The 12810-nt window shown below is 60.7% G+C and carries 13 protein-coding genes and 1 pseudogene; 5 read left to right on the forward strand and 9 right to left on the reverse strand.

Annotated elements, in window-relative coordinates:
- Window positions 1–106: 106 nt before the first annotated feature.
- The 7 genes from HLUSI_RS0122230 to HLUSI_RS0122260 form a co-directional block, all read right to left on the reverse strand.
- On the reverse strand, window positions 107–376 hold the full coding sequence (locus tag HLUSI_RS0122230) for an HPr family phosphocarrier protein (RefSeq protein WP_016836057.1): 270 nt from the start codon (window positions 374–376) through the stop codon (window positions 107–109).
- A gap of 21 nt (window positions 377–397) precedes the next feature.
- The gene (locus tag HLUSI_RS0122235) at window positions 398–805 is read right to left on the reverse strand and encodes a PTS sugar transporter subunit IIA (protein ID WP_029363889.1); all 408 of its coding nucleotides are present in this window, start codon (window positions 803–805) and stop codon (window positions 398–400) included.
- 61 nt (window positions 806–866) lie between these two features.
- A complete protein-coding gene (gene gshB / locus HLUSI_RS0122240) occupies window positions 867–1814 on the reverse strand; it encodes a glutathione synthase (RefSeq protein ID WP_016836059.1) in 948 nt (315 codons plus the stop codon).
- Between the two features lie 33 nt (window positions 1815–1847).
- Window positions 1848–3143 (reverse strand): glutamate--cysteine ligase, encoded by a 1296-nt coding sequence (gene gshA / locus HLUSI_RS0122245; RefSeq protein ID WP_016836060.1) that lies wholly within the window; start codon window positions 3141–3143, stop codon window positions 1848–1850.
- Window positions 3144–3408: 265 nt separating this feature from the next.
- The gene (locus HLUSI_RS0122250) at window positions 3409–4953 is read right to left on the reverse strand and encodes an ammonium transporter (RefSeq protein ID WP_016836061.1); all 1545 of its coding nucleotides are present in this window, start codon (window positions 4951–4953) and stop codon (window positions 3409–3411) included.
- Window positions 4954–4964: 11 nt separating this feature from the next.
- Window positions 4965–5303 carry a P-II family nitrogen regulator gene (locus tag HLUSI_RS0122255; RefSeq protein ID WP_007884397.1) on the reverse strand — a complete coding sequence of 113 codons (339 nt, stop codon included), beginning with the start codon at window positions 5301–5303 and terminating at the stop codon, window positions 4965–4967.
- Window positions 5304–5314: 11 nt separating this feature from the next.
- Window positions 5315–6106 (reverse strand): TorF family putative porin, encoded by a 792-nt coding sequence (locus HLUSI_RS0122260; RefSeq protein WP_029363891.1) that lies wholly within the window; start codon window positions 6104–6106, stop codon window positions 5315–5317.
- 540 nt (window positions 6107–6646) lie between these two features.
- Between HLUSI_RS0122260 and HLUSI_RS0122265 the strand changes: the two genes are divergently transcribed.
- Both HLUSI_RS0122265 and HLUSI_RS30075 read left to right on the forward strand, forming a co-directional pair.
- Window positions 6647–6889 (forward strand): accessory factor UbiK family protein, encoded by a 243-nt coding sequence (locus HLUSI_RS0122265; RefSeq protein WP_016836063.1) that lies wholly within the window; start codon window positions 6647–6649, stop codon window positions 6887–6889.
- 10 nt (window positions 6890–6899) lie between these two features.
- Window positions 6900–8403 (forward strand): annotated as a pseudogene (locus tag HLUSI_RS30075) (YifB family Mg chelatase-like AAA ATPase).
- A 15-nt stretch (window positions 8404–8418) separates the two neighbouring features.
- On the opposite strand, the gene HLUSI_RS0122275 reads toward HLUSI_RS30075, so the two are convergent.
- On the reverse strand, window positions 8419–10239 hold the full coding sequence (locus tag HLUSI_RS0122275; protein WP_029363892.1) for an OPT family oligopeptide transporter: 1821 nt from the start codon (window positions 10237–10239) through the stop codon (window positions 8419–8421).
- A gap of 501 nt (window positions 10240–10740) precedes the next feature.
- Between HLUSI_RS0122275 and HLUSI_RS0122285 the strand changes: the two genes are divergently transcribed.
- Together HLUSI_RS0122285 and HLUSI_RS0122290 are read left to right on the forward strand one after the other, a co-directional pair.
- A complete protein-coding gene (locus tag HLUSI_RS0122285; protein ID WP_029363893.1) occupies window positions 10741–11712 on the forward strand; it encodes a DMT family transporter in 972 nt (323 codons plus the stop codon).
- A gap of 16 nt (window positions 11713–11728) precedes the next feature.
- The gene (locus tag HLUSI_RS0122290; RefSeq protein ID WP_016836067.1) at window positions 11729–12262 is read left to right on the forward strand and encodes a hypothetical protein; all 534 of its coding nucleotides are present in this window, start codon (window positions 11729–11731) and stop codon (window positions 12260–12262) included.
- A 72-nt stretch (window positions 12263–12334) separates the two neighbouring features.
- On the opposite strand, the gene HLUSI_RS33340 is transcribed toward HLUSI_RS0122290, so the two are convergent.
- Window positions 12335–12472 carry a hypothetical protein gene (locus tag HLUSI_RS33340; RefSeq protein ID WP_162098089.1) on the reverse strand — a complete coding sequence of 46 codons (138 nt, stop codon included), beginning with the start codon at window positions 12470–12472 and terminating at the stop codon, window positions 12335–12337.
- Between HLUSI_RS33340 and HLUSI_RS0122295 the strand changes: the two genes are divergently transcribed.
- Window positions 12429–12773 carry a DUF1840 domain-containing protein gene (locus HLUSI_RS0122295; RefSeq protein ID WP_029363895.1) on the forward strand — a complete coding sequence of 115 codons (345 nt, stop codon included), beginning with the start codon at window positions 12429–12431 and terminating at the stop codon, window positions 12771–12773. The two genes, HLUSI_RS33340 and HLUSI_RS0122295, sit on opposite strands and share 44 nt — an antisense overlap.
- The last annotated feature ends 37 nt before the right edge of the window (window positions 12774–12810 follow it).

Raw genomic sequence — 12810 nt, forward strand, 5'->3', positions numbered from 1 at the left:
CGGTAGCTCTCAAAACCTTACCGGACAACGCGTGATTTAGCAATCGTGCGGCAAAACAAGAGGAAAACAAACGGGAAAAATTCGAAGACTTACGACTTCCCCAGGATTACTGGCCTTCGCCAAAACGGTCCAGGATCAGCGCTTCCAATGCATTGAAGCAATCCTGCTCGTCGTCGCCTTCGGTTTCCAGCAGCACTTTGGTGCCCTTGCCGGCGGCCAGCATCATCACGCCCATGATGGACTTGGCGTTGACGCGGCGCTTGTTGAAGGTCATCCAGACCTCGCACTTGTACTTCGACGCAAGCTGCGTGAATTTGGCCGACGCGCGCGCATGCAGACCGAGCTTGTTGATGATCTCAAGTTCTTTTTGAATCATGGCAGTTCTTTCTTTGTGCTTTTATTGGGATGAAACGCGAATGCGGTTGTCGATGCGGACGGCGCCGCTCTGGCCGCCGGCCAATGCCATTTCCATGACGACATCGAGCGTGTCGTTGCGGTAGGTCAGCGCGCGCAGCAGCATCGGCAGGCTGATGCCGGCGATGATTTCGACGTTGTCGATGGCGCACAGGTAACCGGTGCAGTTGGACGGCGTGCCGCCCATGACGTCGGTGATGACCAGCACGCCGCTGCCGTCGTCGAGGCGATGCACGGCGTCAGCCGCCATGCGCTGCACTTCCGCCGGGTTCTGGTCGGCGATGACGTCGATTGCTTCGATGCGTTCCGGCAAGCCGCGAAAGACATGCGTGGCCGCTGCAATGAAAGCCTGACCCAGCGGAGCATGCGTAAGGAGAAGGATACCGACCATGAATTTCTGCTTGCTATATGTACGTTGTGTACGTTGCCAGACCGGGCGCCGGATGATTGATTCAGCTGCCGGCGACTGCGGTTTCCAGCGCATCGACGAACATGGCGGCAACATCGAAGCCGCTTTGCTGCGTGATTTCCTGGAAACAAGTCGGACTGGTGACGTTGATTTCTGTTAAATAATTGCCAATAGCGTCCAATCCTACCAGCAACAACCCCCGCTGCGCCAATACCGGCGCCAGTGCTTCGGCGATCTCCAGCTCGCGCGGCGAAATCGGTTGCGCCACGCCGAGACCGCCGGCTGCCAGATTGCCGCGCACTTCCCCGCCTTGCGGAATGCGCGCCAAAACGTGCGGCACCACTTTACCGCCAATCAGCAGGATGCGCTTGTCGCCCTTGGAAATTTCCGGGATGAAACGCTGCGCCATGATGGTCCGGTTGCCGTTGTCGGTCAGGGTTTCGATGACCGAGCCGAGGTTCATGCCGTCCTGGCCGATGCGGAAGATGCCCATGCCGCCCATGCCGTCGAGCGGCTTCAGGATCACGTCCTTGTGTTCTGCGTGGAAGGCACGCAGGCGCTTGGCGTCGCGCGTGACCAGGGTCGGTGCGGTGTATTGCGGGAATTGCGCGATCGCCAGCTTTTCGTTGTGGCTGCGGATGGCTTCGGGCTTGTTGAAGACACGTGCGCCCTGCTTCTCGGCCAGCTCCAGCAGATACGTCGTGTAGATGTATTCCATGTCGAACGGCGGATCCTTGCGGATCACGATGGCGTCGAACTCCGACAGGAAGGTCGAGGCCGGGGCATCGGCGCGGTACCAGTCGTCGGCGTCGCCGGTGAGCGTGATCTTCGCGACGTTGGCGGTGACCAGGCCGCTTTCCAGCACGACGTCGGTCTGCTCGAACGCGTAGATGGCGTGGCCGCGCCGGGCGGCTTCGCGCATCATGGCGAAGGTCGAGTCCTTGTAGGTCTTGAAGGTGTCGAGCGGGTCGGCGAGGAAAGCGATTTTCATGAAATGTCCGTCAAAAATGTCAGCCAGATAAGGTTAATAGACTTCCGGATTCGGATCGGTCTTTTCCATTTCCAGCGACGCGGCCAGCAGCGCCAGGCGCGCCACTACGCCGTACATGTAGAAACGGTTCGGCGCCGCAGTGCCGGGCTTGGCTTGCAGGTCCGGCAAGGCGTGCTGCTGCTGGAACGCCAGCGGCACGAAATGGGCACCGGGGGCGTTCAGGTTTTCGTTGATGTCGCGATCGGCGTGGACCCGATAGAAGCCGCCCACGACATAACGATCGATCATGTAGACCACCGGTTCGGCCACCGCTTCGTTGATGCGCTCGAACGAATGCACGCCTTCCTGGATCACCAGTTCGTTGACTTCCAGTCCTTCCTTGCCGACCGCCAGCTTGCTGCGCTGCTGGCGGTTCAGGTCCTTGACTTCGCTGGCGTCCTTGACGGTCATGATGCCCATGCCGTAGGTGCCGGCGTTGGCCTTGACGATCACGAACGGCTGTTCCTTGATGCCGTATTCCTTGTACTTCTTGCGGATCTTCGACAGCAGGCTGCTGACGTTGTCGGCCAGACAGTCCGAGCCGGCGTCTTCCTGCAGATTGAGCTCGCCGCATTTGGCGTATAGCGGATTGAGCATCCACGGATCGACGTCGACCAGCTTGGCGAATTTTTTCACGACGTCGTCGTAGGCCGAGAAGTGGTTGCTCTTGCGCCGCACTGCCCAGCCTGCATGCAGCGGCGGCAGGACGTTTTGTTCGTCGAGGTTTTCCAGCACCGACGGGATGCCGATCGACAGGTCGTTGTTGAGCAGCACGGTGCACGGATCGAAGTTCTTCAAACCCAGGCGACGGCCGTTCTTGGAGCGCTCGAGCGGCTCCAGCGTGATGGTGCTGCCGTCGGGCAGGTCGATCAGCTTGGGCTTCTTGATGTCTTCCAGCGTACCGAGGCGCACATTGAGGCCGGTCTGGCGGAAGATCTGCATCAGCCGCGCGACGTTTTGCAGGTAGAAGCTGTTGCGTATGTGATTCTCCGGAATCAGCAGCAGGTTCTTTGCATCGGGGCAATATTTTTCGATGGCAGCCATCGCGGCTTGTACGGCCAGCGGCAGCATTTCCGGCGACAAATTGTTGAAACCGCCCGGGAACAGGTTGGTGTCCACCGGCGCCAGCTTGAAGCCGGCGTTGCGCAGATCGACCGAACAATAGAACGGCGGCGTGTGCTCTTGCCATTCCATGCGGAACCAGCGCTCGATCGCGGGAGTTGCGCCCAGGATTTTCTTTTCCAGGTCGAGAAGCGGACCGTTGAGGGCGGTGACAAGATGCGGAACCATAAAAGACCTTCTGCGCGTGCTCGGTAGCGATTGGACGAAATCAGACAAACTGCGGCGGCGATCGATGGCAAGAACCGATAACAAAACCGACAGGAACCGGCCATTTTAGCGGGATTCTGGCTATTGCGTCCTTCGCCACCCGGCAATATCTGGTGGAGAGGTCTTTTACATGGCGGCGTTGTCGTTTTTTTAAAGAGACATAAAAAAAGCGCCCGGACCGGAGTCGCGGGCGCTTCTGAACGGGGCCGGGGCCCCGGAAAACTGATTAAGAGTGGTAAGCCGATTCGCCGTGGCTGGAGATGTCCAGGCCTTCGCGCTCTTCTTCTTCCGTCACACGCAGACCGATCACGATGTCGACCAGCTTGTAGGCGATGAAGGAGACCACGCCCGACAGGATCACGGTAGTCAGCACGCCCTGGAACTGAATCCAGACCTGACCGCCGATCGAGTAGTCGGGAGCGACTGCGTTGGCGACGTAATCGTAGATACCTGTGCCGCCCAGGCTAGGCGCAGCAAACACGCCAGTCAGGATCGCACCCAGAATACCGCCCACGCCGTGCACGCCGAACACGTCCAGCGCATCGTCCGAACCCAGCAGTTTCTTCAGACCGGTGACGCCCCACAGGCACAGCAGACCGGCCAGCAGGCCCATCACGACCGCACCGCAGACACCGACGAAACCGGCTGCAGGAGTAATCGCCACCAGGCCGGCGACTGCACCCGACGCTGCACCCAGCATCGAAGGCTTGCCCTTGCCGATCCATTCACCGAAGCTCCACGACAGCACTGCAGCAGCAGTTGCCAGGATGGTGTTGACGAAGGACAACGCTGCACCGCCGTTGGCTTCCAGACCGGAACCGGCGTTGAAGCCGAACCAGCCGAACCACAGCAGCGAGGCGCCGACCATGGTCAACGTCAGGCTATGCGGCTTGAAGGCTTCCTTGCCGTAACCGACGCGCTTGCCGATCACATACGAACCGACCAGACCGGCGATCGCAGCGTTGATGTGCACCACGGTGCCGCCGGCATAATCCAGCGCGCCCTTCTGGAACAACCAGCCGGAGATCGCAGTCGCCTTTTCTGCAGCAGCAGCGTCGGTGAATGCATCCGGACCAGGCCAGAACCAGACCATATGGGCCATCGGCAGGTACGAGAAAGTGAACCACAGGATCGAGAATGCGATCACGGCGGAGAACTTCACGCGCTCAGCGAAGGAACCGATGATCAGCGCCACGGTAATCGCTGCGAACGCGCCCTGGAAGGCCACGAACGACAGTTCAGGAATCACGACGCCCTTGCTGAAGGTTGCAGTGGTCGAGTCGCCGTTGAGGCCGTGCAGGAACAGACGATCGAAGCCGCCGAAGAACGCGTTGCCTTCAGTGAATGCGATGCTGTAGCCGTAGACGAACCACAGGATGTAGATCAGCGAGAAGATCACGAAACATTGCATCAGCACCGACAGCATGTTCTTGCTGCGGACCAGACCGCCGTAGAACAGGCCCAGGCCCGGCAATGTCATCAGGATCACGAATGCAGTACACACCAGCATCCAGGCCGTGTCGCCCTTGTTCGGAACCAGCACAGGTGCAGCTGCGGCGGCAGCCGGGGCTGCAGCAGCGGCAGCAGCAGGAGCCGCTGCAGGCGCTTCGGCTTTCGGTGCGTCAGCCTTCGGCGCTTCCGCCGCAGGAGCAGCAGCGGCGGCGGCTTCCGGCTTCGGCGCGTCTTGCGCCTGGACCGGTGCGGCGAAACTCACCGCCAACAACAACGTGCCGATTGCAAGCGCACTTGAAAACATTTTCTTGATACTCATTACTGTCCCCCTTAAAGAGCGTCTTTGCCGGTTTCGCCGGTACGGATGCGGATAACGTCCAGCAGATCTTGTACGAAGATCTTGCCGTCGCCGATTTTGCCTGTACGTGCTGCAGCCTCGATGGCTTCCAGCGCGCGCTCAACGATGGAATCGTCAACGGCGGCTTCGATCTTGGTCTTCGGCAGGAAGTCCACCACATATTCCGCACCGCGATACAGCTCGGTGTGGCCCTTTTGGCGGCCGAAACCTTTGACTTCCGTCACGGTGATGCCTTGCACGCCGATCGCCGACAAGGCTTCACGCACCTCGTCAAGCTTGAATGGTTTGATGATCGCTGTAATCAGTTTCATACCGACCTCAATTAGAAAGTTTTGCTAAGGGAGAAAACAACGCCATTCCGGCCAACATTTTTCAGACCATTTGACGCTGGCGTTGTGCTAACGCCGTCTTTCAGGTCAGTACCGACGTATGCCACACCCAGAGTGATGCCGGCCAGATCTTCAAATGTTTTGCTCACACCGATTTTCCAGTCGTTGTAGCTGAACTGGGCGGTCGAGCCGTGGACGCTTTGGTGACCGAGATGCAGGCCTACCACGGTGCCAAAGTAGCTGTCGATGTTGGCGCCCAGATCGTAGTACTGGCTGTACTTGCTGTTGACAGCACCGAACAGATTGGTCAGCGATTGCGAATATTTGAAGTAGCCAGGGCCATAGCCGACCTGGCCATAGAGTTCGAATGTGTTGGCATTCTTGACGCCGCTGTTTGCCAATGTGTTGCCTGGATAGTAGTAGTACAGGCCGCCGACGTCATAAGTGAAACCGCCGCCGATATCGCCGCGCTTGCCACCGTAGATATCCCACTCGATATTGCCCTTGGTGTTGGTAGGGGGCGTCGTATTGGCACCCGCGTCCTTGATCCATTTGATGTTGGTCGCCCATGTACCCAGATACAGACCGGTTGGATTGTTAGTGTAGTCGGCACCCACTTGCAAAGCCGGATCGAAGCGCGTTTGTGTCAGACCGCGGTAGCGATAGTCGCTGACGACTGCCGCATTGAAGGTGAATTCATTATCTGGCTTAGGTGCGTCCTCGGCATGCGCGAAGCTGGATGCAAACGATGCTGCGACTGCGGCTGCAAGAATCAATTTTTTCATGGCGTCCCTCTAGGTTTCTGTTAAACAACAAATTGTTCATTTCTGCACAACTTGTATAGCAGGAGCCATGCCAACCCTTTTTTGGCAGTTTGCGTTACTTTTTTTAGCGCAAATCAACATTCCAATTAGGCATTTTTTCTTTTTTTCCCAAAAACAGTGCATTAGAGTGAAACACAAACGTCGCCGCACAACAATAGTGCGCAACAATTTCAACGCAACATTTTCCCTTGGGAAATTTTTGTTTTTTATGGTGCATCACCGGGCGCAGTTTTGCCACCCGGTTGAGGACGCATAAAAGTGTTGCAAAAATGCCATCAATCTAAAGCCGCTTCATGCCGGATTGCAGCAACCGTCCCCGACGATCGGATAAACCGTGACACCCGCCGCAACCGGCGCTGAACGTTTCGGCGCTATTCCATTCTGACATGCAGCACCATGACACCGATTGCACCGGTGTGTTTTGCGTTGCTTTGTTTTCCCGCACGACAACGAAAGCGCTACACTTGTCGGATAGTCATTACTCAAAATAAAGGAAGCATCATGGACAAACCACAATTCTTCGAAGATATTCAGTCCAAAATCAACAAGGCAATCGAAAACTCTCCCGCCAAAGACATCGAGAAAAACGTCAAGGCCATGCTCAGCCAGGGTTTCTCCAAGCTGGACCTGGTGACCCGCGAAGAATTCGACATCCAGGCGCAGGTGCTGGCCAAGACCCGCGCCAAACTGGAAGAACTGGAAGCCCGCGTAGCCGAACTCGAAGCACGCCAGAAAGCCTCGTGATTCCATCCCCATGAGCCTTGCTGTATTGAAAAGCCGTGCGCTGGCGGGCATGCAAGCGCCCCAGGTCACGGTGGAGGTACACTTGGCCAACGGTCTGCCGTCCTTCACCATCGTCGGCCTGCCGGAAACCGAGGTGAAGGAATCCAAGGACCGCGTGCGCGCCGCCCTGCAGAACGCGCGCTTCGAATTTCCCGCCAAAAGAATCACCGTCAATCTTGCGCCCGCCGACCTGCCCAAGGAGTCGGGCCGTTTTGATTTGCCGATCGCGCTGGGCATCCTGGCTGCCTCCGGACAAATGCCCGGCGACGATCTCGACGCTGTCGGGCGACTTGCGACCGATCCGTGGCGCCTTGGCGATGACCTACGCCATGCGCACCTCGCATCACAGTGACGGCCGCCGGCGTATTTTCATCCTGCCGCGCGACAGCGCCGACGAAGCCGCGCTGGTCGCTGACGCCACCATTTTCCCCGCTGATTCGCTGCTGCAGGTGTGCGCCCATTTCGCCGCTCGCGGCGCCGACACCGACGTACGGCTGACACAGCACCGGCCGGCCATCAAGCCTGCCGCACCAGCCTATCTCGATTTTTCCGACGTCAAAGGCCAGTTGCAGGCCAAGCGCGCGCTCGAAGTCGCTGCAGCCGGCGGCCACAGCGTGCTGCTGGTGGGGCCTCCCGGCACCGGCAAGTCGATGCTGGCGGCGCGTTTCCCCGGCATCTTGCCGCCCATGACAGATGAGGAGGCGCTGGAATCGGCTGCCGTGCAATCGCTGACCAGCGGATTTTCCGCCGCGCGCTGGAAGGTGCGCCCTTACCGTTCGCCGCACCACACCGCATCCGGCGTCGCACTGGTCGGTGGCGGCAGCACACCACGCCCTGGCGAAATCTCGTTGGCGCATCGCGGTGTATTGTTCCTCGACGAGCTCCCGGAATTCGATCGAAAGGTGCTGGAAGTATTACGCGAACCGCTCGAATCAGGCCAGATCACGATCTCCAGGGCCGCGCGTCAAGCTGATTTCCCGGCGCGCTTCCAGCTCATCGCTGCGATGAATCCCTGTCCGTGCGGCTTCCTTGGCGCGCGTCATCGCGAATGCCGCTGCACGCCGGATCAGGTGACGCGTTATCAGGGAAAAATTTCAGGTCCGCTGCTGGATCGCATTGACATGCAAATCCAGGTCGGCGCCATCGCGCATGACGATTTGCTGCAACAAGCCGCAGGCGAAGCATCGGCGGACATTGCCGCGCGCGTGGCAAGCAGCTTCGAGGTGCAGCAACGACGCCAGCGCAAAAGCAACTACCTGCTGTCGACCACCGAAATCGATCTGCATTGCAAACCCGATGCCGCCGGCGAAGACTTGCTGCGTACCGCGATGACGCGCCTGAACTGGTCGGCGCGCGCCTATCACCGCGTGCTGAAAGTCGCGCGCACCATTGCCGACTTGTCGCAAGTCCCGATCATCGGCAAGGTCCACATCGCCGAAGCAATCCAGTATCGGCGCGCGCTGCGCGAGCAATAGCGCAGTTCGCTCTCCTCAGGCGGCCTTGAGCAATCGCCGCACGAACCACGCGATCACCAGCGCGAACACCGCCAATCCCAGCCATTGCGCAGCCGGCGCAAAACCGGCGCCGACCAGCGCCAGCGGATCGTCACGTCCGGTGGCGCCGATCACCGCCGCCAGGATCACGCCCATGAGGCTTTCTCCGACGATCAGACCGGACGTCACGAGTACGCCGCGCCGTTCTATGCGCCCGGCCCCGGCCTTGTCGCCGGACGCCTTGCGTTTGGCCAGGTGCAGCTGCAAACCCCATGCGATCAGCGCGCCCGCCACCAGCGCCATGCCGACCGACGGCGGCAGGTAGATCCCCAGGCCGACCGCCAGCGCCGGCACGCGCGCCTTGCTACCGCGTTTTTCCAGGACGATGTCGATGACGATCAGCAGCGCGCCGATGGCCACGCCGATCAGGATCATGGTCCAGTTCAGCTGATGCGTGAAGATGCCGTTGGCGATCGCCGTCATCAGTGTCGCCTGCGGCGCCGCCAGAGCGTGCGAAGCATCCATGCCGGGTCGCGGCAGCGCACCGACGAAACCGTAGGCGTTGTAGAGCAGCTCAAGAATCGGCGAGATCACCGCGGCGCCGACGACGCAGCCGATCAGCAGCGCGATCTGCTGGCGGTAAGGCGTGGCACCCACCAACCAGCCGGTCTTGAGGTCTTGCAGGTTGTCGTTGGCGATGGCCGCGATGGCGATGATGGCCGCGGTCACGAAGATCGCCAGGGCGATCGGCAGCTTGCTCGAGCCGGGCGCATCAAGCAGATGATCGACGCTGCCCGAGGCCAGCAGCAACAGCGACACCAGGATCATCGCGATGATGCCGATGCCGGAAATCGGACTGCTCGATGACCCCACCAGCCCGGCCATGTAGCCGCAGGCGGCCGCCACCAGGAAGCCGAACACGCACGAGAACGCCAGGCTCATGGCAACCAGTCCGCACAGCAACGGCAACGACAGTCGGGCATCGATCAGGAACACGGAAAAGATCAGCGTCAGCAAGGCCATCACCGCCACGCCGATCAAGGCAATCGCGCGCACAGGCAAATCGCGGTCGGTCAGCGGGCGCTCGCTGCCGTCGTCGAACGTGCTGCGACTGCGCAGCGACTCGCGCACGCCCGCCACCATCGGCCGGAACAACGTGATCAGCGTCCACACCGCCGCCACGCCGATGGTGCCGGCGCCCATGAAGCGCACCTGGCTGCCCCACAAGCCGGTGGCGTACGCGGCGAGCGTCGTGCCCGGCGACGCGGGCGTCAGCATGCTCAGGATCGGCACGGCGAACACCCAGCTGATGATCACGCCGATCAATACCGCCACGCCGGCGACGATGCCGATCAGGTAGCCGGCGCCAAGGAGGGCCAGTGAAAAACCCAGCGGCAGCCGGAAAATCGCGGCGCCGATGCCGGCCCAGACATTCAGTCCCTCCGACAGCAAACGAAAACCGCCGGTGACCAGCGCCACCGCCGCCGACACGATGCTGCCGGCCCAGATGTCGTTGAGCCCCTTGCGCACGTCGTCACCGCCGGGCAGGATGAAAATCACCGCCGACAGCGTGCCGGCCGCCGAGGCCTGGGTCTGCACCATGTTGTTTTCGAGGATGCTGGCGGAGCCGAACAGGCGCAGCACCGCCATTGAAATCACCGCCGCCGGGATGGCCGAGGAAAACGTCAGGCCGACCTTCAACCCGAGATAGACGTTGGACGCCGTAAACACGATGGTGATGAGTGCGCCGAGGATGACGCCGCGCAGCGTCAGTTCAGCCATGTTGTATTGCGCGGAAGCAGGAGGGGAAGCTGACATGGGGGATGGCTCCTTCTTGAATTGCCGTTGGTCGGTTGGAATGATCTGCCGTCATTTCTACCCATCTGCCGGTGCGGCATCGTTTGCTATCATGGCGTTCTCGCAGAAAACATCCCGCCGCCATGAATCAGCCCGTCCGCCTTGCCGTCGCCTCCCTGTTGCTGGCTTTGACCAGCGGCGGCGCATTCGGTGCCGCGAATTCCACTACTGCGGACAGTAACGCAATCGGCAAGGCCATGAGTCCCTTGCCACCCGGCGCGCAGACAGGCCTCAACCTTGACCTCGGCGACGCCGCCAGGAACCCCGCCGCCGTCACCGATGCCGGGTCTGCAGGTGCAATCGTCCAACAGCTTGCAAGGTCGTCCTTCCGGCGACATCGAATACAGCCGACGCGCCAAAGCGGAACAACAATTCCAGCGCGAATGCGAATAAATGGCGACACTTTACGGCTGCCTTTGCGGGCCGCGCGTGGCCTCTCCCTGACTCTGTCCTGACTCTTATATGTTCATTGGAATACTCTGCGCGCTGTGCGCCGGCCTGATGTGGGGCCTGGTCTTTGTCACGCCGCTGCTACTCGGCGATTACCCCGGCGTGGTGCTCTCGCTGGGACGCTATGTCGCCTTCGGCCTGATCGCGCTGGCGCCGGCCTGGTTCGATCGCCGTCGCATCGGACTGCTGAGCCGGCAGGACTGGACTGTCGCCTTCAAGCTCGCCCTGGTCGGCAACCTGATCTACTACGCCATGCTGGCCACTGCCATCCAGCTGGCCGATGCGCCCTTGCCGACGATGCTGATCGGCACCTTGCCGATCGTGATTTCGGTGTGCGCCAACTGGCGTCCCGGTCACGTCTCGGAATCGGTCGCATGGAGCCGGCTGGCGCCGTCGCTGATGATCCTGGGCCTGGGCCTGACGCTGGTCAATAGCAGCGAGCTGGAGCGTCTGCGCGACACCATCGGCAACGCCCGCTCCACCACCGACTATGCGCTGGGCTGCCTCATCGCGGTCTGCGCCATCGCCGCCTGGACCTGGTATCCGATCGTCAATTCGCGCTACCTGCGCACCCACACGCACATCAACTCGGTCACCTGGGCCACCGCGCAGGGCTTGGCCACGCTGCCGATGGCGCTGATCGGCTTCGCGCTGTTCGGGATATACGGCGTCGCCAGCGGCAGCGATTACGCGTTCCCGCTGGGACCACGTCCCGGAACCTTCGTCGTCATGATGCTGGTGATCGGATTGTCGGCGTCATGGCTGGGCACGCTGCTGTGGAACAAGGCCAGCCAGTTGCTGCCGACTGCGCTGGTGGCGCAGCTGATCGTGTTCGAAACGCTGGCCGCCTTGCTGTATGCTTTCCTGCTGCGCGGCGTCGCGCCCGACCTTCGCGTATTGGCCGGTGCAGTGCTGCTGTGCATCGGCGTGGTCTACGGCGTGCGGACGTTCTCGCGCCGGCCTGCGGTTTCGCATTTACCTTGATTTCACCTGATTTTTCATGACCATGCGCCACACATCCCCCGCCTTTTCCTTCGCCCTGCTGGCGCTCTTTGCCACGCTGCTGACAGCCTGCTCGCCCAAATACAACTGGCGCGAAGCCCACGGCGAAAAGATCCAGTTCACCGTGCTGCTGCCCGCCAAACCGGCCTCCTTCACGCGCCAGATCGACCTCGACGGCCTGCCGGTGTCCATGACCATGACCGCGGCCGAGATCGACGGCGTCACCTTCGCGGTCGGCGCCGCCGAGTTGGCCGATGCCGCGCAAACCGGGAAGGCGCTGGAAGCGATGCGTACCGCGCTGATCAACAACATCGGCGGCACGGGGACGCCGGCGACGATTCCCGGGAAAACCGCGGGCGACCGCACTCTCGACGTGGTGGTCGCCGGCATGGCGCACGGTCAGCCGATGCGGCTCATGGCGCGGCTGCTGGCGCGCGACAAGCGCATCTACCAGGTGCTGATCGTCGGTCCGGAGAAGTCCATCGACGCCGAACACGCCGAAACCTTTTTCACCTCGTTTGCGCCAAGCTGACAGGCCTGAAGAGCCGGCGCAGATGACAAGCGCGGCGCGTCCGGGGTATTCTGTCAACCTGCCGTAAACCCATTAGGCAATAATTAAGCAGAAATTAAGCACCAAGGCGTTATCTGGAAGGAAACAGGCAGATACGCTCTCATCAACACCAATACCCTGAGGAAATATGCTGGTAACGTTCAAATCAAAAGCGGCTGCAGATGTTGTCATGTATGAATCCCATGCCAAGCCCATCCTCGACCTGCTGCACAAGGACATCAAGCGCGGCGTGATCACCGCAGCCGAAAGCGCCGACGCGGTCGCGCTGATCGAGAAGCAGATCGACAACAGCAAGTCGCATGAAGCTGCCGAAGCCCTGGAGCGCGACGTGCACGCGCATCACAACGCCAACGGCGACGACAACGGCCATGAAAAGATCGAGCCGGTGACGTTTTCGGCGCGTGCCTATCCGCTGCTGGACATGCTGCGTGAAGCAAAGAAGGGAAATTACGACGTGCTGTGGGGCGTCTGAGTCCGGCAGGCCCATTGCTGCAGGACACCGCAGGACC

Origin of the sequence: Herbaspirillum lusitanum P6-12 (genome assembly GCF_000256565.1) — a bacterium.
GTDB lineage: Bacteria > Pseudomonadota > Gammaproteobacteria > Burkholderiales > Burkholderiaceae_D > Herbaspirillum > Herbaspirillum lusitanum.